A 23,982-nucleotide genomic window follows, 5' to 3' on the forward strand; every position below is an offset into this window, starting at 1 on the left:
GCACCGCGGCCTACGGGCGGACGACCTCGATCGGCTCGATGCCCTCCTCGGCGGGCAGGTCGAACCCCAGCACCTGGGCGTAGAAGGACAGCTCGCCGTCCAGCGAGGCCCGGATGTTGGCCGCCTGCCGGAAGCCGTGCTGCTCGCCGGGGAAGAGCAGGTAGGCGTGCGGCACGCCCTTGTCGCGCAGCGCGGCGACCATCATCTCGGCCTGCTCCGGGGGCACCACCCGGTCCTCGGACCCCTGGAAGACCGCCAGCGGGGTGGCCAGGGAGTCGACGTGGTGGATCGGCGAGCGCTCCGCGTACACCTCCTCGCCGGCCGGCCAGGGCGCGATGAGGCCGTCGAGGTAGCGGGACTCGAACGAGTGCGTGTCGGCGGCCAGCGCGGCCAGGTCGGCGACGCCGTAGTGGCTGGCCCCGGCGGCGAACACCCCCGGCCGGAACGTCAGCGCGGCCAGCGTGGTGTACCCGCCGGCCGAGCCGCCGCGGATCACCGCCCGGGCCGGGTCCACCCGCAGCCGGTCCGGGGCGGCGTCGGACGTCAGGTACCCGACGACGGCGACCACGTCGTCCAGGTCGGCGATGCCCCACCGGCCCTGCAGGGCGTCCCGGTAGGCCCGGCCGTAGCCGGTGGACCCGCGGTAGTCCACGTCGGCGACGGCGAACCCGCGGGAGGTCCAGTACTGCACGCCCAGGGTCAGCACCGGGGACGCCGCGGCGGTCGGACCGCCGTGCACGACGACCACCAGGGGCGGCAGCTCCCCGGCCGGTCCGGTGACCTCGGGGTTGGTGGGCGGGTAGACCAGCGCGTGCGCCTCGGTGACGCCGTCCAGGTCGGTGCTGGGGAACACCACGTGCTCGGGCCGGGAGAACCAGGCCTCGTCCAGGTCCTGGGGGGCCGGCCGGAGCACCTCGACGTCCCCGCCGTCCACGGGCACCCGGACCACCTCCGGCTTGGAGGTCGGGCCGCCGGCCACGCAGACCACCGCGGTGCCGTCGGCGCGGAGCTGGCCGAAGGAGGCGTAACGGGTCGGCAGCTCGCGCGGGCCACCGGGCTCGAGCACGGCCAGCCGGTCGGCGCCGTCCCGCCCGTAGGCGACGACGAGCCGGCCGTCGGCGAGCTCGGCGTACCGGCTGGCGCCGAACACCCACTGCGGCCCGGCCATGTCGCCGCCGGGGTCCAGCAGCAGCTCGGGCTCCCCGCCCGGCCGCCACCGGTACAGCGCCCAGACCCCGGTGCGGTCGGCGAAGAACAGCAGGGACCCGTCGGCGGCCCACGACGGCTGGACGACGGACTCCCCGTGACCTCCCGCCACCACGGTCTCGGTGCCGTCGGCGGCGCGGACCACCAGCTGGGCGGCGTCCCAGGGCATGTCCGGGTGCTGCCACTGCAACCAGCTGAGCGCGCCGTCGGGTCCGGTGCGCGGGTCGGACACGAAGTCCGGGCCGCTGACCAGGACGGCGACCGTGCCGTCGGGGGCCACGGCGACCACCTCGTGGACCACCTCGGCCGAGGCGCCGGAGGCCGTGTGGGTCTCCCGCACGCAGAGCACCTGGCCGCCCGGGGTCACCGCGAGGTCGGCGAAGCGGACCCCGGAGGGGATGTCCGGTGCCGCGGTCAAGGGCTCGGGGTCGGCCCCGGGGACCACCCGGTACAGCCGCTGGTCGGCGAAGTCGGTGAAGAACACCGTGCCGCCGTCCACCGTCCACGAACCGCCGCCGTACTCGTGCACCCGGGTCCGGGCGTTCCACGGCTCGGGCAGCAGGTCGGTGGTGGTGCCGTCGGCCGCGCGGTGCACCAGCACGGTCCGCCCGCCCTCGGCGGCCCGGGACTCGGCCCACCACACGCCGTCCGACGTCACCGCCACCTCGCCCAGCCGCGCCGCCGCCCGGACGACGAGCTCGGAGGTGATGGGGGTGGGCCAGGAACCGTAGGGGAGGGTCTGCATGCCCTGTGACGCTAGTGCGGTGGTGCAGACACGCACTCCCGCCTGCCACACGGGCACCACGCACGCGATTACCGTCGGCGACATGCCTGCGCGCTCGACGACCTCGAACCGACGGCCGGCGGCCGGCGGTACGTCGCGCAGCCGTCCGGCCACCACAGCCGCCAAGAAGAAGGCGCCCGCCAAGCGGGCGCCGGCCAAGCGCGGCGCGACCACCGCCGCCCGCCGTCCCGCCCCCAAGCGCCGGTCGGTCGGCGCCGGTCTCTGGGGTGCGGCCAGCGGCACCTGGTCGCTGCTGGCCCGCGGCGCCGGCGGGCTCGCCCGCTCGGTCGCCCGGCCCGACGAGACCGAGCCCCTGGCCCCCGAGCACCGCCGCGACGGGGTCGGCCTCGCCGTCCTCGGCCTGGCGATCGTGCTGGGCGTGACCGCCTACGTCGGCGACGTCGGCCCGGTCGGGTCGGGCATCGTCGGCGCCTTCCGCTGGGCGTTCGGCGCCCTGACCTACCTGCTGCCGGTCGTCCTGCTGCTGGCCGCACTGCGGCTGCTGCGGCACGGCCCCCGCCCCGAGGCGCGCGGCCGGCTGATCATCGGCTGGATCTGCGTCGTCCTCCCGGTCCTCGGCATCGCCCACCTGGTCACCGGCTCGCCCACCGGCGAGGACCGCGACGGCGGCGGCGGCACGGTCGGCTGGGCCATCGGCAACCCGGTCGGCGCGGGCGTGGGCACCGCCGTCGGGGTCGCCTTGTTCCTGCTCGTGGTGTTCTTCGGCGTCCTGGTCGTCACCGCCACCCCGGTGCACCAGGTGCCCGAGCGGCTCCGCGGGTTCCTCGACCGGGTCACCGGCCGCGGCGAGGACGAGTACGACGACGAGGAGTACGAGGACGACGAGTTCGTCCCCGACCTCGGCCTGGACGCCGACCCGCCGGCGCCGCGCAGCACCCGGCGCAGCCGCGCGCAGGCGGCCATGGCGGCCCTGCAGTCCGGCGCCGACAGCGCCGAGACCGGATCATCGACACCGGGGACGTCGACGGCGCCGGCGACGCGGTGGCCGTCGAGCCGACCCCCGGCACCGAGCTGCGCCGCATGCCCGTGGTCGACCGCACCATGCGCCAGCCCGAGCCGGAGCTGCCGCCGATCACCGAGCCCGAGCAGATGGTCATCCAGCCGGTGGAGGGCGACTACGTCCTGCCGTCGCTGAACTCGCTGCGCGCGGGTGACCCGCCGAAGGCCCGCTCGAAGTCCAACGACATCGCCATCGAGGCGATCACCGGCGTCCTCGAGCAGTTCAACGTCGACGCCGCGGTCACCGGGTTCACCCGCGGCCCGACGGTCACCCGGTACGAGGTGGAGCTGGGCCCGGCGGTCAAGGTCGAGAAGATCACCGCGCTGGCCCGCAACCTGGCCTACGCCGTGGCCAACGACAACATCCGCATCCTGGCCCCGATCCCCGGCAAGTCCGCGGTCGGCATCGAGGTGCCCAACCTGGACCGCGAGAAGGTCAGCCTCGGCGACGTGCTGCGCTCCGGGGCGGCCAAGCAGGACCCGCACCCGATGCTGGTCGGGCTGGGCAAGGACATCGAGGGCGGGTTCGTCTGCGCGAACCTGGCGAAGATGCCGCACCTGCTGGTCGCCGGCGCCACCGGCGCCGGCAAGTCCTCGTGCGTCAACTCGCTGCTGACCTCGCTGCTGCTGCGGGCCACCCCGGACCAGCTCCGGATGATCCTGATCGACCCCAAGATGGTCGAGCTCACGCCCTACGACGGCATCCCGCACCTGATCACGCCGATCATCACCGACCCCAAGAAGGCCGCCACCGCGCTGGCCTGGCTGGTCGAGGAGATGGAGCAGCGCTACCAGGACATGAAGTCCACCGGCGTCCGGCACATCGACGACTTCAACCGCAAGGTCGAGCGCGGCGAGGTCACCGTGCCCCCCGGCAGCGAGCGGGTCTACCGCCACTACCCCTACATCCTGGCGATCGTCGACGAGCTGGCCGACCTGATGATGGTCGCCGCCCGCGACGTCGAGGAGTCGATCGTCCGGATCACCCAGAAGGCCCGTGCGGCCGGCATCCACCTGGTGCTGGCGACCCAGCGGCCGTCGGTGGACGTCGTCACCGGGCTGATCAAGGCCAACGTGCCCTCGCGGCTGGCCTTCTCCACCTCCAGCCTCACCGACAGCCGGGTCATCCTCGACCAGCCGGGTGCGGAGAAGCTGATCGGGATGGGCGACGCCCTGTTCCTGCCGATCGGTGCGGGCAAGCCGCTGCGCGTGCAGGGCGCCTTCGTCTCCGACGCCGAGATCGAGGCGGTCGTCGAGTTCACCAAGCGGCAGGCCGAGCCCGAGTACCGGGAAGAGGTCTTCACCGCCGCGGCCGGCGAGAAGAAGGAGATCGACGAGGACATCGGCGGGGACCTGGAGCTGCTGGTCCAAGCCGTCGAGCTCGTCGTCACCAGCCAGTTCGGCTCGACGTCGATGCTGCAGCGCAAGCTGCGGGTCGGCTTCGCCAAGGCCGGCCGGCTGATGGACCTGATGGAGAGCCGGGGGATCGTCGGGCCGTCGGAGGGATCCAAGGCCCGCGACGTGCTGCTCAAGCCCGACGAGCTGGAGAGCACACTCTTCCTCCTGCGCGGCGGCAGCGACGCCTGACCGGGCGCCTAAGCTGATCCGGTGACTGCTGTGCCCGCTCTGCCCCTCGCCGACCTCCCCTCCGGTGCCACCAAGGTGGCCATGGTGACCCTGGGCTGTGCCCGGAACGAGGTCGACTCCGAGGAGCTGGCCGGTCGGCTGGCCGCCGACGGCTACGAGCTGGTGGCCGACGCCGCCGACGCCGACGCCGTCCTGGTCAACACCTGCGGGTTCATCGAGACCGCCAAGAAGGACTCCGTAGACGCCATCCTCGAGGCCGGGGACGGCGGTGCGCACGTCGTCGCCGTGGGCTGCATGGCCGAGCGGTACGGCAGCGAGCTGGCCACCGCCCTGCCCGAGGCGACCGTGCTGGGCTTCGACGACTACTCGGCGATCGGGGACCGGCTGGACGACGTCCTGGCCGGGCGCCCCCTCGTGCCGCACACCCCGCGCGACCGGCGCACCCTGCTGCCGATCAGCCCGGCCGACCGCACGCGGGCGGCGGTCGCCCCGACGGCCCCGGCCATCCCGGGCCACGACTGGCTCAAGCGCACCCGGCTGACCAGCGGCCCGGTCGCCTCCCTGAAGCTCGCCTCGGGCTGCGACCGGCGGTGCGCGTTCTGCGCCATCCCGGCCTTCCGCGGCGCCTTCGTGTCCCGGCCGGTGGGCGAGGTGCTGGGCGAGGCCCAGTGGCTGGCCGGCCAGGGCGTGACCGAGCTGGTGCTGGTCAGCGAGAACTCCACCTCCTACGGCAAGGACCTCGGCGACCTGCGGACGCTGGAGAAGCTGCTGCCGCAGCTGGCCGCCATCCCGGGGCTGTCGCGGGTCCGGGTGGCCTACCTGCAGCCGGCCGAGCTGCGACCGGGGCTGCTGGAGGTCATCGCCGCCACCCCCGGGGTGACGCCGTACTTCGACCTGTCCTTCCAGCACAGCTCGCCGACCCTGCTGCGCCGGATGCGCCGGTTCGGCGGCACCGAGGACTTCCTGGGCCTGGTCGCCCGGGCCCGTGCACTGGCCCCGGACGCCGGGTTCCGCACCAACGTCATCCTCGGGTTCCCGGGGGAGACGCCAGCCGACGTGGACGAGCTCGAGCGGTTCCTCGTAGCCGCCCGGCTGGACGCCGTCGGGGTGTTCGGCTACTCCGACGAGGAGGGCACCGAGGGCGCCCGCCTGGACGGCCACCTGCCGCAGACCGAGGTCGACGCCCGGGTCGCCCGGATCACCGACCTGGTCGAGGAGCTCACCGCGCAGCGGGCCGAGGAGCGGGTCGGGTCGACGGTGCAGGTGCTGGTCACCGAGCGCCAGGACGACGGCAGCTGGGCCGGCCATGCCGAGCACCAGGACCCCGACGCCGACGGCACGACCACGGTCACCGGCGTCCCGCTGGACGCGGTGCCGGGCCAGGTCGTGGCCGCCCGGGTGACCGGCACCGAGGGCATCGACCTGGTGGCGGCGTGCCTGGTCGAGGCCGGCGCGGGCACGGGAGCCGGTCCGGGGGTCGCATGAGCAGCCCCCTGCCCGACCCGGCCGCCACCCCGCCCCAGTCGGTGCGGCTGGTGAACCTGCCCAACGCCCTGACCGTGCTGCGGCTGGCCGTGGTGCCGCTGTTCGCCTGGCTGCTGCTCGCCGACGGCGGCATGGACACCAGCCGGCGCTGGTGGGCGACGCTGTTCTTCGCCGGCGCGATCATCACCGACCGGTACGACGGGATGATCGCCCGGCGCACCAACCAGGTCACCGAGTTCGGCAAGCTCGCCGATCCGATCGCCGACAAGGCCCTCACCGGCGCCGCGCTGGTCGGGCTCTCGGCCCTGGGGCTGCTCCCCTGGTGGGTGACGCTGGCGATCCTGGTCCGCGAGCTGGGGGTCACCCTGCTGAGGTTCTGGGTGATCCGGCACGGGGTGATCGCGGCCAGCCGCGGGGGCAAGGTCAAGACCGTCGTCCAGGCGCTGGCGATCGGGCTGTACCTGATGCCGCTGACCGGGGTGCTCGCCTCGGTCCGCTGGTGGTTCATGGGCGTGGCGCTGCTGCTCACCCTGGCCACCGGGCTGGACTACGTCGTGCGCGCGCTGCGGCTGCGGCGCACGAGCGCCCGGGCGATGCGCAACGCCGCCGCGCGCCGCGCCGCCGCGGCCGACCACGGGTCCGACGGGACCGGTCACCGCACCGACACCGCGGCCTGAGGCGGCCCCCGGAACGTGCGGGGGAGCGGCGGCGTTGTGCCGTGAGCGGACGCGGAGCGTCCGGGCAGGTCGCGACCGGCCCGCGGGCGTACCGTGGGAGCACGACCACAGATCGGGACAGGAGACGGCGATGACGCTGCTGCGCACCCAGCTCGGCACCACCCTGCGCGGCCACCGGCTGCAGCAGCGACGGACGCTGCGCGACGTCTCCGGCGCCGCCCGGGTCAGCCTCGGGTACCTCTCCGAGGTCGAGCGCGGCCAGAAGGAGGCCTCCTCCGAGCTGCTGGCCTCCATCTGCGACGCCCTGGACGTCGAGCTGGCCGACCTGCTCGCCCAGGTCAGCGACGACCTCCGGTCCGGGTCGCTCCGCCGCGAGGTCACCCCGCTGGTGCCCGCCACCCCGGCCGAGCAGCCCGCGCCGGCCGCCGAGCCGGCCCTGGCCCTCGTGGGTGCGCCCCGCCGCCGTCGCGACCCGGTCTCCCTCGCCGCCTGATCCTCAGCCCGCGAGGGCGGCCGCCAGGTCGGGGTCGAACTCGCCGGCGACCGTGCCCGAGCCGGTCCCGCAGTCGCCGTCGGACTCACCCGGCGGCTTGATCCACAGCAGCGCGTCCACGTCGTCCCCTAGGTCCGGGTCGGTGGTGGGGTGTTCACCGACCCGCTGGTCCGCCGCGTTGCACCACTGCGTCGTCCCGGTGCCGTTGCGGCTGGTGTCGACCACCAGCCCCAGCTGCTGACCGGTCCGCCCGGCGACCACCTCGGCGGTGGCCCGCCCGAAGGCGAGCGCGGTCTCGGTCGGCGTGTGGGCGGAGACGCCGAGGGCCAGCCCGCGGGCGTCGGCCAGGCCGGAGGCCAGCAGCCGGTCGGCCAGCTCCTCGGGGGTCACCGCCCCGTTCGCCGGCGAGCCGTCCAGGTAGACCTGCGCCTGCGGGGCCAACGCGGCGAGGGTCGCGGTGGCGTCGGCCAGCAGGTCCTGCCGCTCGAGCGCCGCGGCCGCGGTGAGGCAGTCCAGGTGCACCAGGGAGTCCGGCTCGAGCACCACCACGACCTTGCGCGGTCCGATGCCGGCGGCGACCGCCGCGATCCAGGCCCGGTAGGTCGCCGCGTCCGGGGCGCCGCCGGCCGAGAACTGCCCGCAGTCCCGACCGGGGACGGCGTAGGCCACCAGCACCGGGGTGGCCCCGGCGGCCGCGGCGGCGTCGACGAACCCGGCGACCTCGCCGCGGGTGCCCGGCCCGCTCTCGGTGAACCAGCGCGCGACCGGCTGCGCGGCCAGGTCGGCCACCGCCGCCCGCCGCGGGTCCTGCGGGTGCGCGGCCACCCAGAGCGCGGCGAGCGCGTCCGGGTTGCCGAACAGCGGGCGCCCCGGGGCCAGGGCCGGGTCGGCGGCGTCCACCGGGGCCGTGGTGCCCGGCTGCGCTGGGGTGGGCAGCCCCACCGCGCTGCCGGCCAGCAGGCCGACGAGCAGGGTCAGGACCAGGACGGCGCGGTGCACCCGACCTCCCGACCCCGACCGGCGGGCGGTCCGCCGGTCGGGGTCGGGAGGTCGGGTGCACCGCGCCGTCCNCCACGGTAGGGGCCCGGCGGGTCGACCGGGGCTCTGCGGCGGGCGGGACGACCCGGACGGGTGGGGCGACACGAGCGGTGCTCCGGCCCGACGTCCTTGACCCTCGGTGACCGGGATGGGACACAGTGTGGGTGAATCCGCTCCCGCTGCCCGACCGGTACTCACCGCGCACCATCGAGGACACCGGCACCGTGCTCACCGCCACGCCCTCGACCGGACCCCACGCGGAGGAGACCGGCCGGCACGCCACCGTCGTGCTGGGCGAGCTGCCGCTGCTGCGGCCGCCGGCCGGGTCGACGACCGGCGGGCACACCCGGGCCGGGGCCACCCTCGCCCGTACCCGGCGCGGTCTCCTGGCCGGCGCGGCCGTCGCGTTCGCCGAGCACGGACTCAAGCGCGCCACCATGCAGCACGTGGCCGCCGCGGCCGGGGTCGCCAAGGCGACGCTCTACAACCACTTCCGGACCAAGGACGACGTCGCCGCTGCGCTGGTCGAGGCCGAGCTCGCCCGGCTGGCCGGCCTCGCGGCCGGACTGCCCCGCGAGCGGGCCCTGCTCGCCCTGGCCGAGGAGGTCGGCGGACACCCGGTGCTGCGCCGCCTGGCCCAGACCGAGCCCGAGGTGCTGTCCCGGCTCCTGCAGCGCGCCGACGACGGCCGGTGCGCCGCCCGCCTGGGCTCGGCCCTGTTCGTCGACGACGACACCGCGGCCGTCGTCCTGTCCTGGCTGGTCGGCCTGGTGCTGCGGCCGGGCAGCGCCGAGCAGCGCGCGCGCCAGGCGGCGACCGTCGCCCGGGTGGCTGCCGCCGGCTGAGCGGACGGGGTAGCTTCCCGCGCGTGCGGTACCTGTTCCGGCCACCGGCAGACGAGGCAGCGGCGCTGCTCGCGCTGCCGTGGGAGCAGCCGCTGGCGGAGTGGGACGAGTCGTTGCTCCTGTCGGTGCCCCAGCGCGGCATCTCCCGGCACGTGGTGCGCTTCGTCGCCGCGGAGGGCAGCGTCTTCGCGCTGAAGGAGATCGCCGAGCCGCTGGCCCGCAAGGAGTACTCGCTGCTGGGGGAGTTCGTCGAGGAGGGCCTGCCGTCGGTCTCGGCGCTGGGCATCTGCGTGGACCGCCCGGCCGACCAGGAGGCCATCCTGGTGACCCGGTACCTCGAGTACTCGATGTCCTACCGGCACCTGTTCTCCAGCCCGCGGACCCAGTACTCCACCTCCCAGCTGCTGGACACGATGGTCGTGCTGCTGGTCCGGCTGCACCTGGCCGGGGTGTTCTGGGGCGACTGCTCGTTGTCCAACACGCTGTTCCGGCCCGACGCCGACGGGCTGACCGCCTACCTCGTCGACGCCGAGACCGTCGAGCGCCGTCCGGAGCTGAGCCCCGGCATGCGTCGCTACGACGTCGACCTGGCCCGCGAGCGGGTCGGGGCCGAGCTCATGGATCTGCAGTTCGGTGACCTGCTCTCGGCCGACATCGACCCGATCCAGGTGGCCGAGTCGCTGCCGCAGCGGTACGAGGCGCTGTGGGACGCGGTGACCAGGACCGAGGTGTTCCGGCCCGAGGAGCAGCGCTACCGGGTCGCCGAGCGGCTGCAGTGGATCAACGACCTGGGGTTCGACGCCGGCGAGCTGGAGCTGGTGCCGACCGCCGAGGGTGTGCGGATGCGGGTGCAGACCCGGGTCTCCGAGCCGGGGCAGCACCGCCGCGAGCTGCTCCGGCTGACCGGCCTGGAGGCGCAGGAGAACCAGGCCCGCCGGATGCTCAACGACCTGCGCAGCTACCGCGCGTGGCTGGAGCAGGAGAGCGGCCGCCCGGTGCCCGAGGCGGTGGCCGGCCACCGCTGGATGGCTGAGATCTACCTGCCCGTCGTGGAGGCCGTGCCGCGACACCTGGCCGGGCGGGTGGCGCCGGCGCAGATGTTCCACGAGGTGCTCGAGCACCGCTGGTTCCTGTCCGAGCAGGCCGGCCGGGACGTCGGGACGACGGCCGCGCTGGCCTCCTACCTGGACTCCGAGCTGCCCCGCACCCCGGCCGAGATGACCACCCCCGCGGTGCTCGCCGCCGTCGACGAAGCGGGATCGGACACCCCGTCCTGAGCGGCTCGGGTAACGGGGCGGCAACGGTCCTGATCTCGGTTTGACACCCTGAGTGGCCTGGGCCACAGTCGCCTCACAGCTGGTGATCATGCATCGCCGGACCGTCCGCGGCGCTGTGCCGCCCGACCCATCGGAGGCGCTGCGCGTGCCGAGGACGACGAGAACCCGGGTCCGGTCGAGGGCCAAACTGCTCGGGGCGGGGGCGGCCGCGGTCGTCGCCGCCTCCGGGCTCGCCGCGTGCGGCAGCAGCGATTCCGGGGTGCCGGAACTCGTCTGGTACACCAACCCGGACTCCGGCGGGCAGGCCGAGATCGCCTCCCGCTGCACCGATGCCGCGCAGGGCCGCTACACCATCTCCACCGCGGTGCTGCCCCGGGAGGCCTCCGCGCAGCGGGAGCAGCTGGTCCGTCGGCTGGCGGCCAACGACTCCTCGATCGACATCATGAGCCTGGACCCGCCCTTCATCCCGGAGTTCGCCCAGGCCGGCTTCCTCGCGCCGGTGCCCGACGACGTCGCCGACCGGGTCACCGAGGACGTCGTGGAGAGCGCCATCGAGGGCTCGACCTGGGACGGCGAGCTCGTCGCCGTCCCGTTCTGGGCCAACACCCAGCTGCTCTGGTACCGGACCTCGGTCGCCGAGGCGGCCGGGCTGGACATGACCCAGCCGGTCACCTGGGACCAGATCATCACCGCGGCCCAGGACCAGGACGTGCTGATCGGGGTCCAGGGCATCCGCGCGGAGGCACTGACCGTGTGGTTCAACGCGCTCATCGAGAGCGCCGGTGGCTCGATCATCGCGGAGAACTCCACCGACCCGGAGCAGATCGAGCTCGGCCTGACCTCCGAGGCAGGGATACGAGCCGCCGAGGTCATGCGGAACATCGCCACGTCGGGCCAGGTGGGCCCGGCGCTGTCCACCGGGAACGAGGACTCCACGGCCACCGGGTTCGAGAGCGACCAGGGGGGCTTCATGGTCAACTACCCCTTCGTCTACCCCCGGGGCCTCGCCGCGGTCGAGGCCGGGACGCTGGACCAGGCGACCGTCGACGACTACGCCGCGACGATCTACCCCCAGGTGGATGCGGGCACCGAGGCCGCCCCGCCGTACGGCGGGATCAACCTCGGGATCGGCGCGTTCAGCGAGCACACCGATCTCGCCTACGAGGCCACCGAGTGCATCACCAGCACCGAGAACCAGGCTTACTACTTCGTCACCAACGGCAACCCGGCCTCGGACAGCACGGTCTACGAGGACCAGGCGGTGCTCGACGAGTTCCCGCAGGCCCCGGTGATCCTCGAGTCCCTGCAGCAGGCCGCCCCCCGGCCGCAGACGCCGTACTACAGCGAGGTCTCCGGCGGGATCCAGCGCGAGTACCACCCGCCGTCGTCCGTCGACCCCGAGCAGACGCCGCAATCCGCGACCGAGCTCATCGAAGCCGTCCTGCGGAAGGAGCAGCTGCTGTGAGTACGACGACGCTGCCGCCGGCCCCGAAGACCGAGCCGGTCTCCAAGCCGAAGGCTCTGATCAGCGACCGGGCCAAGGCCGAGCGCAAGCTCGGCTGGCTGCTCGCCGGACCGGCGCTGGCGGTGATGCTCCTGGTCACCGCGTACCCGATCGCCCAGGCGTTCTACGACTCGCTGTTCGACTACCGGCTCACCGACCCGGACAACCGGTCCTTCACCGGGTTGAGCAACTACGTGGTGATCCTCACCGACCAGCTGTGGTGGACCGCGATCGGCGTCACCGCGCTGATCACCGTGATCACCGTCGCGGTCGAGCTGGTGCTGGGCTTCGCGCTGGCGATGGTGATGAACAAGGCGCTGCGGGCGATCCGGCCCTTCCTGCGGGCGGTCATCCTCATCCCCTACGCCGTCATCACCGTGGTGTCGGCCTTCGCCTGGCAGTTCGCCTTCGACATCAACACCGGGTTCGTCAACAGCTGGTTCGCCTGGATCCCGGGCGTCGGCGCCGACACCGACTGGTTCGGGGACACCGGCACCTCGCTGTTCGTCATCTGCCTGGCCGAGATCTGGAAGACCACCCCGTTCATCTCGCTGCTCCTGCTCGCCGGTCTGGCCCAGGTGCCCGAGGTGCTGCAGGAGGCCGCGCAGGTGGACGGTGCCACCTGGTGGCAGCGGATGCGCCGGGTGACGTTGCCCAACATGAAGGCCGCGATCATGGTCGCGCTGCTGTTCCGCACGCTGGACGCCTTCCGGGTCTTCGACTCGATCTTCGTCATGACGGCGGGGGCCAACAACACCGAGTCGGTGTCGTTCCTGGCCTACCGGCAGACCATCTCCCGGCTGGAGATCGGGCTGGGGTCGGCGGTCTCGGTGCTGCTGTTCATCGTGGTCGTGCTGATCGCGTTCACGTTCATCAAGGGCTTCAAGGTCGACCTGGCCCAGGCACGAGGGGACAGCTGATGTCGACGAAGGAGAGAAGCTGGTGGATCGTCGCCGGCGTCGCGATCGCGCTGTACGCGCTGTTCCCGATCGCGTGGATCGTGTCGTTGTCGTTCAAGGCGCCCAGTGACCTGGCCAACGGTTCGTTCCTGCCGTCGCTGTTCACCACGGAGAACTACTCGCTGATCCTCGACGGCGCGGCCAGCGACCTCTTCCTGCCGGCCCTGCGCAACTCGTTCGGCATCTGCCTGATCGCCACGTTCATCAGCTGCGTGCTGTCGATGTTCGCGGCCTACGCGATCGCCCGGCTGGACTTCCCGGGCAAGAAGTTCATCCTCGGGACGGCGCTGGCGGTGGCCATCTTCCCGGTCATCTCGATCGTCACGCCGCTGTTCAACCTGTGGCGCCAGATCGGGCTCTACGACACCTGGCCCGGGCTGATCATCCCGTACCTGTCGCTGACCCTGCCGCTCTCGATCTGGACCATGTCGGCGTTCTTCCGCGAGATCCCCTGGGAGATGGAGCAGGCCGCCCAGGTCGACGGCGCCACCACCTGGCAGGCCTTCCGGAAGGTGATCGTGCCCCTGGCGGCACCTGGGGTGTTCACCACCGCGATCATCGCCTTCTTCATCGCCTGGAACGACTTCGTCTACGGCATCTCGCTGACGTCGACCGGGGCGTCCCGCCCGGTCCCGGCTGCGTTGGGCCTGTTCTCCGGGGCCTCGCAGTTCGAGGACCCGACCGGTGCGATCGCCGCCGCCGCCGTGATCGTCACGATCCCCGTCGTCGTCCTGGTGCTGGTCTTCCAGCGCAGGATCGTCGCGGGGCTGACCAACGGCGCCGTCAAGGGCTGACCGGCCCACCACCCAGCCCGACCCCGACATCGCAAGGAGTCCACGATGGCCTCGATCGAGATGAAGAACATCGTCAAGAAGTACGGCGACGGGTTCCCCGCCGTGAACGACATCAGCCTGGACATCGCCGACGGCGAGTTCATGATCCTGGTGGGCCCGTCCGGCTGCGGGAAGTCGACCCTGCTGCGGATGATCGTCGGCCTGGAGGACATCACCTCCGGGGACATGATCATCGGGGGCGAGCGGGTCAACGACAAGGCGCCGCGCGACCGCAACCTGTCGATGGTCTTCCAGAACTACGCCCTCTACCCGCACATGAGCGTGTACGAGAACATCGCCTTCCCGCTGCGGCTGGCCAAGACCCCCGACGACAAGGTGGACCGCCTGGTCAAGGAGGCCGCCGACGTCCTCGAGCTGCACGAGCACCTCGAGCGCAAGCCGGCCAACCTCTCCGGTGGTCAGCGCCAGCGGGTGGCCATGGGCCGCGCGATCGTCCGGCAGGCCGAGGCCTTCCTCTTCGACGAGCCGCTGTCCAACCTGGACGCCAAGCTGCGCGGCCAGATGCGCACCGAGATCGCCCGCCTGCAGCGCCGGCTGGGCATCACCACGGTCTACGTCACCCACGACCAGACCGAGGCCATGACCCTGGGCGACCGGGTCTGCGTGCTGCGCAAGGGCTCCATCCAGCAGGTGGCCTCGCCGCGCGAGCTCTACGAGCAGCCGGTCAACCTGTTCGTGGCCGGGTTCATCGGCTCCCCGCCGATGAACTTCCTGCCCGCGACCATCGACGGCGCCACGCTGACGACGCCCTTCGGCACCATCGAGCTCGACGAGAAGCGGGCCGCCGCGGTCGCCGGGCACGAGCTCCTGCTGGTGGGCATCCGGCCGGAGTACTTCGAGGACGCGTCGCTGGTCGACGAGGCCAAGAAGCACGTGGGGACGACGTTCACCGCCAAGGTCGACGTCACCGAGTGGCTGGGGGACCAGCAGTACGCCTACATCCCCTACGACGCCCCGGACGCCATCCGCACCCAGCTGCGGGACCTGTCCCGGGAGCTGGACAGCGAGGAGCTGCGCACCCAGGCGATCGTGTCCATCGACTCGACCAGCCGGATCCGCGAGGGCCGCGACGCCGAGTTCTGGTTGGACACCCGCAAGGTGCACGTCTTCGACCCGGAGACCGGCGACAACCTGACCCGGGACGCCGAGGCCGGCGCCGAGCTGACCCGGATGGCCACCGAGGACCGCGAGGAGCAGGTGGCCGAGGCCGCCGGCGGCCTGACCGGCGAGCGCTCGGGCTCCGGCGCGGGCACGGGCAGCACCGCCGCCTGACCGGCACCGCACCGCACGACGAGGGCCCCGCACCGGACGGTGCGGGGCCCTCGTGCGTGCTCAGCCGCGCGCGGCGGCCAGCTCGTCCCGGGTCGGCGGGTCCGCGCCGACCTTGGTGCAGCACAGCGCCGCCACCAGCGAGGCGTCGGCGACCACCCGGGCCAGCACGTCGTCCTCGACGGCGTCCAGCGCAGCACGGGTGGTGACCCCGGCCTCCAGCAGGCCGGTCAGGAACCCGGCGGCGAGGGAGTCCCCGGCGCCGACGGTGTCCGCGACGGTCACCGTCGGCGGCGTGTGCCGCAGCAGTGGTCGGCCCGGGCGGGCCACCCGCAGCGGTGCCCCGCCGTCGGTGAGCAGGACGACCCCCGGGCCCCGGTCGGCCCACCGCTGCGCCGCCTCGTCCAGGTCCGTCGTGGCGGGCTCGAGCCAGGCCAGGTCCTCAGCGCTGACCTTGACCACGTCGGCGACGGCGAGCAGGCGGTCCAGCCGGGCCCGGACGTCGTCTGCGGTGTTGCCGAAGCCCTCGGCCAGCGAGACCCGGATGTTGGGGTCGACGCTGACCAGCGCCGACCCGTCGGCGTGCAGCCGCTCCGCCAGCCCGGCGATCGCCCCGCAGCCCGGCGCGGTCCACGACGAGATCGACCCGACGTGCAGCGCCTGGCTGCCCTGGGGCCAGGCCTGGGCGACCTCGGCGTCGGTCCACTGCCAGTCGGCGGCGCCGAGCACGTGGAAGCCGTAGTCCGCCGAGCCGTCCGCGGCCAGGCCCACCACGGCCAGACTCACCGGGTCGGCGGACTGCACGCTGCGGCCGACGTCCACGCCGGACAGCTCGGCGTGCCGGCGCAGGTTGCCCGCCAGGGGACCGGTGCCGAACCGGGCGAGCAGGTGCACCGGGTGGCCCAGGCGCCCGGCGGCGACCGCCACGTTGAGCGCGTTGCCCCCCGGCCGGGCCACGAACCGCGGTGCGGTGCCCTCGGCCCCGGCGTCACCGGAGGGGTCCGGGATGAGGTCGACGACGAGCTCCCCGAGCACGGTCAGCATGGGTCGGACAGTAGCGGCGCGCGCTCCCGCGGAGCCCTTGTGGCCCCGGGCACCCTGGTACTGGGACGATGGGTCCCGACGACGTCGCCCGCGCGGTGCGCACCTGCCCTGCGGGGCGCGCCCGACCAGGAGGAACCATGCCCAACCCGTTCGTGAAGTTCTGGAAGTACCTCACGGCGTCGGCCAACGCGCAGATCGACGAGCGCGCCGACCCGAAGATCCAGATCGCACAGGCGATCGAGGGCGAGCAGCAGCGCCACCAGTCGCTGGCCAACCAGGCCGCGGCCGTGCTGGGCAACCAGCGGCAGCTGGAGATGCGGCTCAACCGGCAGCTGGGCGAGGTCGAGCAGCTGCAGTCCTCGGCGCAGCAGGCACTGGCCCTGGCCGACCAGACCCGGGCGACCGACCCGGCCAAGGCGGGGGAGTACGAGCAGGCCGCGCAGGCGTTCGCCACCCAGCTGGTCAGCGCCGAGCAGTCCATGGAGGACCTCAAGCGCAGCCACGACGAGGCGCTGCAGGCCGCCGAGCAGGCCAAGGGCGCCGTCGAGCAGAGCCGCATGCGGCTGCAGACCATCCTCGCCGAGCGCACCAAGCTGCTCTCCCAGCTGGAGCAGGCCAAGATGCAGGAGCAGGTCTCGGCCTCGCTGCGGTCGGTCAACGAGCTGTCCGCGCCGGGCAACACCCCGAACCTGGGCGAGGTGCGGGACAAGATCGAGCGGCGCTACGCCAACGCCCTCGGCCAGGCCGAGCTGGCGCAGAACTCTGTCGAGGGCCGCATGGCCGAGGTGCAGAAGGCGACCCTCGACGTCGCCGGTGCGTCCCGGCTGGCCCAGATCCGGGCCGGCATGGGCGGCGGCGCCGGGGCGGGCCAGCAGGCCGTCACGGGTTCGCAGGCCGCCGGTGCGATCGAGCAGGGTGCCCCCCAGGTCGCCCCGCAGGTCTCCCAGCCGATCGAGCAGCACGACCAGCGGCCCCAGCAGTAAGCAGAAGCACTCCGACCGACGAACGCCCTCCCCGCGCTGCGGGGAGGGCGTTCGTCGTCAGTAGCGCGCGCGGCGGGGTTCGGTGCCTGCCTGGCCGGTGCGGGCGCGGGGGTCGACGGGCACCGGGGTGGCCTGGCAGCGGGGGCACCACCAGGTGACCCGCTCCTGCAGGTCCGGGCCCTGGTCGCCGAGCAGGATCGTCGTCCGGCAGCGTCGGCAGGGACGGCCCTTGCGGCCGGCGACCCAGTGGTCCTGGCCGCGCCGGGTGTCCCCGGTGGTGCTCTGCTCCGGCCGGTCGCGGTTGGCCAGCATGAGGGTCCGGGCCCGCTCGACCAGGCCGGGCAGGTCCGGGACGTCGGCCACCCGCGCCCACGGGTTCACCCCTGAGAGGAACAGGCTCTCCACCTTGTAGAGGTTCCCGATCCCGGCGAGGTTGCGCTGGTCCAGGATGGCCACGCCGACCTGCTGCTCGGGTGCGGCGCGCAACCGGCGGACCGCCTCGGCCAGGTCCCAGTCCGGGCCCAGGACGTCGGGGCCCAGGTGCCCCACCAGGCTGTCCTCCTGGCTGGTCGGCACCATGGCCATGTCGTGCAGCCGGTACCCGACGCACTCCCACTCGGGGGTGGCCAGGACCGCGCGGACGGCGAACCCCGGCCCACCCCGCCACCGCGCGCCCGGGCGGTAGAGGTGCCAGCTGCCGTCCATCCGGTAGTGCGTGCGCAGGGTGCGGCCGTCGGCGAAGCGGATGAGCATGTGCTTGCCGCGCGGCACCACCTCGGTGACGGTGGCGCCGGTGAGGTCGACCGCGGCCAGCTGGGGGACCCGGAGCTCGCCGCGGGTCAGCGTCGCGCCGTGCAGCGCGGTGTCCATCCGCTGCGCTGCCAGCCAGACGGTGTCTCCCTCGGGCACGTCGCCATCCTCCCCGGTGGTGAGGTGGTGTGCCCGGCGGTGTGAGGCCGCCGACATCCGGAAGACATCCAGATGTCTCAGTGCTGAGACATTCCGTGCAGACGAGGAGCCCCGGCCACGCGGTGGCCCCGCAGCCGGTGACGGTCACCGCGGCCCGCGTGGTCCGGCCCGACCGGCGCGAGGCCTTCGAGGAGTGGGCCCGCGACGTGCAGGCCCTGGCGGCCACGTTCCCCGGTCATCTGGGGTCCTCCACCCTGCGGCCCGGTGCGGGCAGCGACGAGTACCACCTGGTGTACCGGTTCGCCGACGCCGACTCCCTGGCCGGCTGGGAGCGTTCGCCGGAGCGTGCCGCACTCGTGGCCCGGCTCGGCGACCTCGTCGAGGACGAGCGCTTCGCCCGGGTCGAGGGTCTGGAGGGGTTCTTCGGGCGCACCGCCCCGGCGGCGCCCGCCTGGCGGGTGATCCTGCTGACCGTCCTCGGGGTGTTCCTGCTGACCTCCTCCTTCCACCTGCTGCTCGGGCCGCTGGTGGCCGACTGGCCGTGGCCGGCCCAGCTGCTGGTCTCGGCGCTGGTGGTCGTCAACGGGCTGCGCTTCGTGGTCATGCCGGTGCTGACCCGGTTGTCCGCGCGCTGGCTGCGTCCGGGCTCACGCCGCTAGGACCTCGCGGGCGGCACCTCGTCGAGGCAGGCTGACCCGGTGCCTCCCCGCCGCCGCCCGGCCTCCCCGGACACCCAGCCGGTGACGGTGACCGCGGCCCGGCAGGTGCGCCCGGACCAGGTGCCGGCCTTCGAGGCGTGGGCCGAGGACATCATGGCGCTGGCGGCCACCTTCCCGGGTCACCTGGGCTCGACGCTGCTGCGGCCGGGGGCGGGCAGCTCGGAGTACCACCTGGTCTACCGGTTCCACGACCGCGAGGCGCTGGCGGCCTGGGAGCGCTCCCCGGAGCGGCACCGCGCGCTGGGCCGGGCCGGGGCGATGGTGGACAGCTCCCGGTACAGCCGGGTCAGCGGCCTGGAGAGCTTCTTCACCGCGCCCGACCGCGCCGACGGCCCGTCCCGCACCCGCTTGACGGTGCTGACCATCGCGGTCGTCTTCGCGCTGCAGCTGGTGGTGCAGGCCGTCGTCGCGCCGTACGTCGGGCACTGGCCGCTGGTGCTGCGGGCGCTGTTCTACGCCGTGGTGCTGGTCCTGGCGCTGGGCTACGTCTGCATGCCGTTCCTGACCCGTCGGCTGGCCCGCTGGCTGCGGCCCCGCTCCCGCGACTGAGCCGGCCGCGGGCGGCTGCCCGGGTCGACGTGTCGACAGGTCGACCTCACCCGCGCAACCGCAGCCCCCGGGGGGTCGCGCTGAACCCGGCTGCCTGCAGCGCGGCCGACAGCGGGGTGGGCTCGTGCACCGAGGCGCCGTCGGCCTTCTGCACCACCATCCGGCCCAGCGCGCCGGCCGCGACGGCGTTGGACAGCGCGGTCGCGGCCTCCTTGAGGGCCACCTCGTCCTCGGTCCAGGACAGCAGCGTCTTGCCGCCGCGCTCGACGTAGAGCACCAGCTCGCCGTCGACCAGCACGACCAGCGCACCGGCCTTGCGACCGGCGCGGTGGCCGGTGGCGCCGCGCTTCTTGGCCACCCCGGGTGCGGTGCCCTCGCCGAGGTCGACCGCCTCGTCGGCGCCGTCCCCGGTGGGCGCGTCACCGGGTGCGCCGGCGGCCCGGTCGGGCCAGGGCAGGGCCGCGCCGTACACGTTGGCCGGGTCGGTGGCCGCCAGCACGACCGCGGGGGTGGGGGTGCGGTCGGGGCTGGCGAAGCTGCGCAGCCGGTCGACCGACCCGGGGGTGCCGAACTGGGCCGCGCCGAGGGTCTCCACGAAGTACCCGCGCCGGGCCCGGCCGTTCTCCTCGTAGGCCCGCAGGATCGGGTAGACCGCGGAGAACCCGCCCAGCACCTGCTCGGCCATCACCGCGCCCCGGGTCAGCACGCCGTGCCGCTCGAGCAGCGACTCGGTGCGGGCGTTGTTGCGCTTGGTGGAGTTGGACTCGAGCTCCGGCAGCCGGGACCACCGGCCGGCCACCATCGGGGGACCGGTGCGGCTGGGCATCGCGGGGCGGCCCACCCGGGTGCGGCCGTACCGGGTGCGGTCCAGCCGCGCGCGCGGCGCGGCGGGCGCCTTCTTGTGCGCGCCGCCGCCGGCCAGCCGCGCCCGCAGCGGGGCCAGCGTGTCGTTGGTGAGCGCGCCGGCCCAGACCAGGTCCCAGACCACCTCGGCGAAGGCCTGGTCGTCGGTGGCACCCACCCGGTCGGACAGGCCGCGGAAGAACAGCGCCTGGCCACCGGCCAGCTCCTCGAGCACCTGGGCACCCACCCCGCCCTCGTCCTGCGCGCCCAGCGGCGGTTCGGGCAGCAGCAGCGCGGCGAGGGCGGCCGGGACCAGGGTGATCCAGCCGTCGCCGCCGGACAGGCCGCCCGCGCCGGCCCACAGCACCTCACCGGCGCTGGTCAGCTCGTCGAGCATGCCGGGCTGGTAGCCCTGCACCCGCGAGGGCAGCACCAGGGTCTCCAGCGCCGAGGCCGGGACCAGGGCGCCGGCCAGCTGCTCGACGACCGCGAGCACGCCGTCCACCCCGCGCATGCGGCTGCCGACCGACTGCCAGGACGGCGTGTACCGGGCCAGCGTGGTGGTCGGCACCGGCTCCACCTCCTGGCGCAGCTTGGCCAGGCTGCGGCGACGGATGGAGCGCAGCACCTCCGCGTCGCACCACTCCTGGCCCACGCCGCCGGGCCGGAACTCACCGGTGACCACCCGCCCGGTGCCCACCAGCCGCGCGATGGTCGTGGTCACCACGGCGACCCCGAGCCCGAGCCGGTCGGCGACCTCGGCGGGGACGAACGGGCCGTGCGTGCGGGCGTACCGGCCGACCAGGTCGCCCAGCGGGTCGGCGACCGGCTCGGTGAAGACCTCGGGCACCCCGACGGGCAGGGCGGTGCCCAGCGCGTCGCGGAACCGGCCGGCGTCCTCGATGGCGATGTAGCGATCCTGGCCGGCGATCCGCACCTTGAGCACCCGGCGACCGGCGACCAGCTCGTCGAGCCACTCCTGGGACACGCCCCGTGCGGCGGCCTCGGGCGCGGCCAGGTCGCCGACCACGCGGAGCAGGTCGGCGCCGCCGTCGACGTCGCGGGGGTGCCGGTCGGTGGGCAGCCGTTGCAGCTCCGCCTCGATCTCGGTGAGCGCGTCGCCGTCGAGGAGCTCGCGCAGCTCCGAGCGTCCCAGCAGCTCGGCCAGCAGGCCGGTGTCCAGGGCCAGGGCCTGCGCGCGCCGCTCGGCCAGCGGCGCGTCGCCCTCGTAGATGAACTGGCCGACGTAGCCGAACAGCAGCGACTGGGCGAACGGCGAGGCGCTCTGGGTCTGCACGTCGGCCCCCCGCACCCGCCGCGAGCGGATGTCGCTCATCAGCTCGACCAGGCCCGGCACGTCGTAGACGTCCTGCAGCACCTCCCGGACGGCCTCCAGGGTGATCGGGAAGCTGGAGAACTCGCTCGCCACGCTCAGCAGCTGGGCTGCGCGCTGCCGCTGCTGCCACAGCGGGGTGCGCCGGCGGGGGTCGCGGCGGGGGAGGAGCAGGGCCCGGGCCGCGCACTCGCGGAACCGGCTGGCGAACAGGGCGGAGTTGCCGACCTCGGCGGTGACCTCCCGCTCCACGTCGTCGGGGTCCAGGATCGCCAGGTCGGCCTCGGGGGGCTCGCCGGTGGTGTCGGGCAGCCGCAGCACGATGCCGTCGTCGGCGTGCATGGAGGCGACGTCCACGCCGTAGCGCTCGCGCAGCCGGGCGGCCAGCACCAGCGCCCAGGGGGCGTTGACCTGTGCGCCGAAGGGGGAGTGCACGACCAGGCGCCAGTCCCCGAGCTCGTCGCGGAACCGCTCCACCAGCAGCGTGCGGTCGTCGGGCAGGTGACCGGTGGCCGCCTTCTGCTCGGTCAGGTAGGCCTGCAGGTTGGCCGCACCCCAGTCGTCGAGCCCGGCGGCCTTGGCCCGCGCCAGGCCCGCGGCCGGCGTCGCCCCGCCGACCTCGCGGAGGAACGCGCCCAGCGCGCGGCCCAGCTCCAGCGGGCGGCCCAGGGTGTCGCCGTGCCAGAACGGCATCTTGCCGGGCTGGCCGGGCGCGGGGGTGACCAGCACGCGGTCGTGGGTGATCTCCTCGATCCGCCAGGAGGAGGAGCCCAGCAGGAAGACGTCGCCCACCCGGGACTCGTAGACCATCTCCTCGTCGAGCTCGCCGACCCGGCGGCCGCCGGTCTCGCCGCCGCCGGAGACGATGAAGACGCCGAACAGTCCGCGGTCGGGGATGGTGCCGCCGCTGGTCACCGCCAGCCGCTGGGCGCCCTGGCGGGCGGTGAGCGTGTCGGTGACCCGGTCCCAGGTCAGCCGGGGCCGCAGCTCGGCGAAGGCGTCGGAGGGGTACCGGCCGGCCAGCATGTCGAGCACCGCGTGCAGCGCGGAGTCGGGCAGCGAGGCGAAGGCGGCCGAGCGGCGGAGCACGCCGGCCACCTCGTCGACGGTCTTGGGCTCCTCGGCGACGATGGCCACGATCTGCTGGGCCAGCACGTCCAGCGGGTTGCGCAGGTAGCGGATGGACTCGATCTGGCCGGCCTTCATCCGCTCGGCCACCACCGCCGACTGCACCAGGTCACCGCGGAACTTCGGGAACAGCACGCCCCGGCTCACCGCGCCGACCTGGTGGCCGGCCCGCCCGACCCGCTGCAGCCCGGCGGCCACGTTCGGCGGGGACTCCACCTGGATGACCAGGTCGACCGCGCCCATGTCGATGCCCAGCTCCAGGGACGAGGTGGCGACCACGGCCGGCAGCTGGCCGGACTTCAGCGCCTCCTCCACCACGGCGCGCTGCTCGCGGGACACCGAGCCGTGGTGCGCGCTGGCCACCGGCTTGGCGTCCGGCGGCAGCCCGCCCCCACCGCCGGCCTGCGCCATCAGCTGGGCGGCGTCGGCCCCGGCAGGCACCGTCTCCCCGGTGGCCCGCTCGTAGGCCAGCTCGTTGAGCCGGCTGGTCAGGCGCTCGGCCAGCCGGCGGGAGTTGGCGAACACGATGGTGGAGCGGTGGGCCTCGATGAGGTCGAGCACCCGCTCCTCGACCGCCGGCCAGATCGACGTCCGGGGCTGGTTGCCGGCCGCCGAGCCCGACATCTCGCCGGTCGGCTGGCCGAGCTGGCTCATGTCCTCGACCGGCACGACCACCGACAGGTCCCACTGCTTGGTCGAGGGCGGCGCGACCACCTGGACCGGGCGACCGCCGGCCAGGAAGGTGGCGACCTCCTCGATCGGCCGAACGGTCGCGGAGAGCCCGATCCGCTGCGCGGGCTTGTCCAGCAGCATGTCCAGCCGGTCGAGCGACACGGCCAGGTGTGCCCCGCGCTTGCTGCCGCAGACCGCGTGCACCTCGTCGAGGATCACCGTCTCGACCCCGCGCAGGGCCTCCCGGGCCTGGCTGGTGAGCAGCAGGAAGAGCGACTCGGGCGTGGTGATGAGGATGTCGGTGGGCCGGCGGGCGAAGGCGCGACGCTCGTCTGCCGGGGTGTCGCCGGACCGGATGCCGACGCTGATCTCGGGTCGGGGCAGGCCCAGCCGGGCGGCCGCCTGGCCGATGCCGGTCAGGGGCGCCCGCAGGTTGCGCTCGACGTCGACGGCCAGCGCCTTGAGCGGGGACACGTAGAGCACCCGGCAGCGGGCCTTCTCCTCCTCCGGGAGCGGGGTGGCGGCCAGCCGGTCCAGGGACCAGAGGAACGCCGCCAGCGTCTTGCCCGACCCGGTGGGCGCCACGACCAGCGCGTGCTCGCCGCTGCTGATCGCCGTCCAGGCGCCCTCCTGGGCGGCCGTGGGCCGGTCGAAGGCGCCGGTGAACCACGCCTGGGTGGGCGCGGAGAACCGCTCGATCGCGGACGGGGCGTGGGGCACGTACCCAGTGTCCCCAGGGGTACGACATTCCTGCCCGACGGAGGACAGCCCTGGAAACAGTCAGTGTTGTCTGCCACAGTCGCA

General features: G+C 74.1%; 19 protein-coding genes. 14 read left to right on the forward strand and 5 right to left on the reverse strand.

Annotation, left to right across the window (positions count from 1 at the left end):
* Window positions 1-10: 10 nt before the first annotated feature.
* Window positions 11-1,951: an alpha/beta hydrolase family protein gene (locus tag LFA75_RS18185; RefSeq protein WP_225235005.1), complete on the reverse strand. Its 1,941-nt coding sequence runs from the start codon at window positions 1,949-1,951 to the stop codon at window positions 11-13.
* Window positions 1,952-2,033: 82 nt separating this feature from the next.
* Between LFA75_RS18185 and LFA75_RS18190 the strand changes: the two genes are divergently transcribed.
* The 5 genes from LFA75_RS18190 to LFA75_RS24025 all read left to right on the forward strand — a co-directional run bounded on the left by LFA75_RS18190 (window position 2,034) and on the right by LFA75_RS24025 (window position 7,252).
* A complete protein-coding gene (locus tag LFA75_RS18190) occupies window positions 2,034-3,146 on the forward strand; it encodes a DNA translocase FtsK 4TM domain-containing protein (RefSeq protein ID WP_225235006.1) in 1,113 nt (370 codons plus the stop codon).
* Window positions 3,032-4,597, forward strand: a complete 1,566-nt coding sequence (locus LFA75_RS18195) for a DNA translocase FtsK (protein ID WP_225235007.1) — start codon at window positions 3,032-3,034, stop codon at window positions 4,595-4,597. The genes LFA75_RS18190 and LFA75_RS18195 overlap by 115 nt, the downstream gene beginning before the upstream one ends.
* A gap of 30 nt (window positions 4,598-4,627) precedes the next feature.
* Entirely contained in the window at window positions 4,628-6,082 is a 1,455-nt protein-coding gene (gene rimO, locus LFA75_RS18200; RefSeq protein ID WP_225235008.1) for a 30S ribosomal protein S12 methylthiotransferase RimO, read from the forward strand.
* Window positions 6,079-6,759: a CDP-diacylglycerol--glycerol-3-phosphate 3-phosphatidyltransferase gene (gene pgsA / locus LFA75_RS18205; RefSeq protein ID WP_225235009.1), complete on the forward strand. Its 681-nt coding sequence runs from the start codon at window positions 6,079-6,081 to the stop codon at window positions 6,757-6,759. The genes rimO and pgsA overlap by 4 nt, the downstream gene beginning before the upstream one ends.
* 130 nt (window positions 6,760-6,889) lie before the next feature.
* Complete coding sequence (locus tag LFA75_RS24025; RefSeq protein ID WP_318250026.1) at window positions 6,890-7,252, forward strand: helix-turn-helix domain-containing protein; 363 nt, start codon at window positions 6,890-6,892, stop codon at window positions 7,250-7,252.
* 3 nt (window positions 7,253-7,255) lie between these two features.
* Here LFA75_RS24025 and LFA75_RS18215 read toward each other — a convergent pair whose 3' ends face one another.
* Window positions 7,256-8,251 carry a glycoside hydrolase family 6 protein gene (locus LFA75_RS18215; RefSeq protein WP_225235010.1) on the reverse strand — a complete coding sequence of 332 codons (996 nt, stop codon included), beginning with the start codon at window positions 8,249-8,251 and terminating at the stop codon, window positions 7,256-7,258.
* Window positions 8,252-8,454: 203 nt separating this feature from the next.
* Between LFA75_RS18215 and LFA75_RS18220 the strand changes: the two genes are divergently transcribed.
* The 6 genes from LFA75_RS18220 (at window position 8,455) to LFA75_RS18245 (ending at window position 15,001) form a co-directional block, all read left to right on the forward strand.
* Window positions 8,455-9,135: a TetR family transcriptional regulator gene (locus LFA75_RS18220; protein ID WP_225235011.1), complete on the forward strand. Its 681-nt coding sequence runs from the start codon at window positions 8,455-8,457 to the stop codon at window positions 9,133-9,135.
* A 23-nt stretch (window positions 9,136-9,158) separates the two neighbouring features.
* Window positions 9,159-10,412 (forward strand): DUF4032 domain-containing protein, encoded by a 1,254-nt coding sequence (locus tag LFA75_RS18225; protein WP_225235012.1) that lies wholly within the window; start codon window positions 9,159-9,161, stop codon window positions 10,410-10,412.
* A gap of 259 nt (window positions 10,413-10,671) precedes the next feature.
* On the forward strand, window positions 10,672-11,877 hold the full coding sequence (locus LFA75_RS18230; protein ID WP_225235013.1) for an extracellular solute-binding protein: 1,206 nt from the start codon (window positions 10,672-10,674) through the stop codon (window positions 11,875-11,877).
* Window positions 11,874-12,836: a carbohydrate ABC transporter permease gene (locus tag LFA75_RS18235; protein ID WP_225235014.1), complete on the forward strand. Its 963-nt coding sequence runs from the start codon at window positions 11,874-11,876 to the stop codon at window positions 12,834-12,836. Before LFA75_RS18230 ends, LFA75_RS18235 begins: the two co-directional genes overlap by 4 nt.
* Window positions 12,836-13,669, forward strand: coding sequence for a carbohydrate ABC transporter permease (locus LFA75_RS18240; RefSeq protein ID WP_225235015.1), 834 nt, complete (start codon window positions 12,836-12,838; stop codon window positions 13,667-13,669). Before LFA75_RS18235 ends, LFA75_RS18240 begins: the two co-directional genes overlap by 1 nt.
* Window positions 13,670-13,714: 45 nt before the next feature.
* The gene (locus tag LFA75_RS18245; protein WP_225235016.1) at window positions 13,715-15,001 is read left to right on the forward strand and encodes an ABC transporter ATP-binding protein; all 1,287 of its coding nucleotides are present in this window, start codon (window positions 13,715-13,717) and stop codon (window positions 14,999-15,001) included.
* 60 nt (window positions 15,002-15,061) lie between these two features.
* Here the strand turns inward: LFA75_RS18245 and LFA75_RS18250 are convergent, their stop codons facing one another.
* The gene (locus LFA75_RS18250; RefSeq protein WP_225235017.1) at window positions 15,062-16,042 is read right to left on the reverse strand and encodes a PfkB family carbohydrate kinase; all 981 of its coding nucleotides are present in this window, start codon (window positions 16,040-16,042) and stop codon (window positions 15,062-15,064) included.
* Between the two features lie 137 nt (window positions 16,043-16,179).
* On the opposite strand from LFA75_RS18250, the gene LFA75_RS18255 reads away from it, so the two are divergent.
* Window positions 16,180-17,025 (forward strand): PspA/IM30 family protein, encoded by an 846-nt coding sequence (locus tag LFA75_RS18255; RefSeq protein ID WP_225235018.1) that lies wholly within the window; start codon window positions 16,180-16,182, stop codon window positions 17,023-17,025.
* A gap of 57 nt (window positions 17,026-17,082) precedes the next feature.
* Here the strand turns inward: LFA75_RS18255 and LFA75_RS18260 are convergent, their stop codons facing one another.
* A complete protein-coding gene (locus tag LFA75_RS18260; RefSeq protein ID WP_225235019.1) occupies window positions 17,083-17,934 on the reverse strand; it encodes a DNA-formamidopyrimidine glycosylase family protein in 852 nt (283 codons plus the stop codon).
* Between the two features lie 122 nt (window positions 17,935-18,056).
* On the opposite strand from LFA75_RS18260, the gene LFA75_RS18265 reads away from it, so the two are divergent.
* Both LFA75_RS18265 and LFA75_RS18270 read left to right on the forward strand, forming a co-directional pair.
* On the forward strand, window positions 18,057-18,593 hold the full coding sequence (locus LFA75_RS18265; RefSeq protein WP_225235020.1) for an antibiotic biosynthesis monooxygenase: 537 nt from the start codon (window positions 18,057-18,059) through the stop codon (window positions 18,591-18,593).
* Between the two features lie 39 nt (window positions 18,594-18,632).
* Window positions 18,633-19,202 carry an antibiotic biosynthesis monooxygenase gene (locus tag LFA75_RS18270; RefSeq protein ID WP_225235021.1) on the forward strand — a complete coding sequence of 190 codons (570 nt, stop codon included), beginning with the start codon at window positions 18,633-18,635 and terminating at the stop codon, window positions 19,200-19,202.
* A gap of 46 nt (window positions 19,203-19,248) precedes the next feature.
* Here LFA75_RS18270 and LFA75_RS18275 read toward each other — a convergent pair whose 3' ends face one another.
* On the reverse strand, window positions 19,249-23,898 hold the full coding sequence (locus LFA75_RS18275; RefSeq protein WP_225235022.1) for an ATP-dependent helicase: 4,650 nt from the start codon (window positions 23,896-23,898) through the stop codon (window positions 19,249-19,251).
* Window positions 23,899-23,982: the final 84 nt, after the last annotated feature.

It is taken from the genome of Klenkia terrae (genome assembly GCF_900491935.1).
Lineage (GTDB): Bacteria > Actinomycetota > Actinomycetes > Mycobacteriales > Geodermatophilaceae > Klenkia > Klenkia terrae.